The sequence below is a fragment of the Okeania sp. SIO2B9 genome (assembly GCF_010672505.1).
Taxonomy (GTDB): Bacteria; Cyanobacteriota; Cyanobacteriia; order Cyanobacteriales; family Microcoleaceae; genus Okeania; species Okeania hirsuta.
The window spans coordinates 1-1805 of the sequence record NZ_JAAHGK010001434.1; the positions used below are offsets into that span (position 1 = coordinate 1).

At 33.1% G+C, this 1805-nt stretch carries 2 protein-coding genes; both read left to right on the forward strand.

Annotated features, from left to right (window positions below; genetic code table 11):
* Positions 1-175 precede the first annotated feature (175 nt).
* A complete protein-coding gene (locus tag F6K13_RS31460) occupies positions 176-310 on the forward strand; it encodes a hypothetical protein (RefSeq protein WP_275670464.1) in 135 nt (44 codons plus the stop codon).
* A gap of 319 nt (positions 311-629) precedes the next feature.
* Complete coding sequence (locus tag F6K13_RS31465; RefSeq protein WP_287289631.1) at positions 630-1784, forward strand: glycosyltransferase family 39 protein; 1155 nt, start codon at positions 630-632, stop codon at positions 1782-1784.
* Positions 1785-1805 lie beyond the last annotated feature (21 nt).

Genomic DNA, 1805 nt, shown 5'->3' on the forward strand with positions numbered 1-1805 from the left:
TTAATTAAGGTGGGCAAATGTGAGTTGATTGATGATCTGTATCTATAGTTAAAAATTTGCTCATTTTACTACTATGAAACTGCAATACTAATATGATAATATAAAATAAAAAAAATATTGTTCCACCTTAAACCTTATGTGTGCTGGATGATTCTCTAGAGGAATAGTATTTTTTATGGCTGGAATCCTGAGAGATAATTGGCAGCAAGTTAGAGAAAGGGGTAATTTATTTGATGATCGCTTTTGTTGTTATAATTATGGCCAATGTCTAGTCAGGAGGACTCTGGAGAAACTATATTATGTCCCCTGATATCGTTATGTGTAAAATCAAGGACGAATATCTACAGGAAATTTAAGTTTTTCAAGCTTTTAAGCCTTCTTCCCTCTTGCTTTTTCCTTAACTTCACGCTGACAATACCGATACTACCGGACATGATATTTTTATAAAAAATCCTACACATTCGGACATGATATAATCAGATAGATAATAATTTTTGAAGCTTTCAATATAGCTAATTTATTATCTGAGAATATCAATAGCCTCTATCAGTTAAGGGGCACTTGTACAAGTGTAACATACTTTTTAATAAATTGTATGACCTAAATTTTGAAGCCAGGAAATATAGTTTATGCTCAATGCTTTTCAAAGGTTTATTTACCCTATTAAACAAAAAGGAATATTTCCTATTTTATTGATTCTTCTCTTAGGGTGTTTTTTGTACTTTTACAGAGTAAATTTCCGAGGTCTATGGATAGATGAATTTATCAGTGTTTTAGATGGGCGCAAGGTGTCTTTTAATAAAGGCAGGCTACTCTACTATGCTCTTTTAAATCCATGGATGAAGATTTCTGATAATGAGGTATGGTTAAGAGTTCCAGCTATTATTTTTGCACTGTTATCTGTATATATAATTTATAGATTAGGTAATGACTTTTTTAGCAAAAAAGTTGGTCTTCTTGCAGCATTTTTACTAACTATTTCTCCATTATTTATTAATCATGCTCAAGAAATTAGATACTATACAATGAGTGTTTGCCTAGGGCTTTGTGGCTGTCTTGGTCTTGGACATTCTCTGAAGTACCCAGATCAAAAACTTCCACGATTCATATGGGTTGTTGGTAGAATTTTATCCTTTTACACTACACCTTTAAATGCAGCTTTTTTGCTACCAGATATTCTGATTTTATGGCTTAAGTTTAAGTTTAAAATTTCTAGATTAATCAGTTATCTCGTTCTATATTTAACAATCATTATTGCTAGTATTCCTGTAGCTATTTCTGTGAAAAGTGATTCAGGATCGCACCGAGTGATGTTACCAACTCCTGGTGTGAGAGAAATCTTCCGAGAGCTAAGAATAATGACTGTGTTTGCTCATCCACCACCGCTACCTTATATACCATTATTGATTCAAGTTGTAACTTTAATTATTGCTACAGTTATTCTTGTAGCAATAATTCAAAAACCTCGCACTCAAGAAGTTATATGGGTAGCTTTATGGGGAATTATACCTGCTGCATCTATTTTTGTTTTTTCTAATATATTTTACTCGATATGGAACAGTCGTTACCTAATAATCTCTCAGCCATACTTTATACTACTTGTGGCAATTGGTTTTTTTAAGGTTTTCGATTGGCAAAAAATAATTGGATTAGTGCTGGCCGTAATATATATGTTGACCGTTAGTTTAGGTTTAGTAACTTATTATACAAGTTCAAAGCGATACATGGGAGCATCAGACCACTACAGACCAGTAGAGAACACGTCTGAACTAAAGACACCGTAGCGGCAATAGATCGTATGCCGT

What these genes read in the sequence shown, in the direction of transcription:
- F6K13_RS31460 (WP_275670464.1), top strand. Translation starts at nt 176, where the DNA reads ATGGCTGGAATCCTGAGAGATAATTGGCAGCAAGTTAGAGAAAGGGGT.
- F6K13_RS31465 (WP_287289631.1), top strand. Translation starts at nt 630, where the DNA reads ATGCTCAATGCTTTTCAAAGGTTTATTTACCCTATTAAACAAAAAGGA.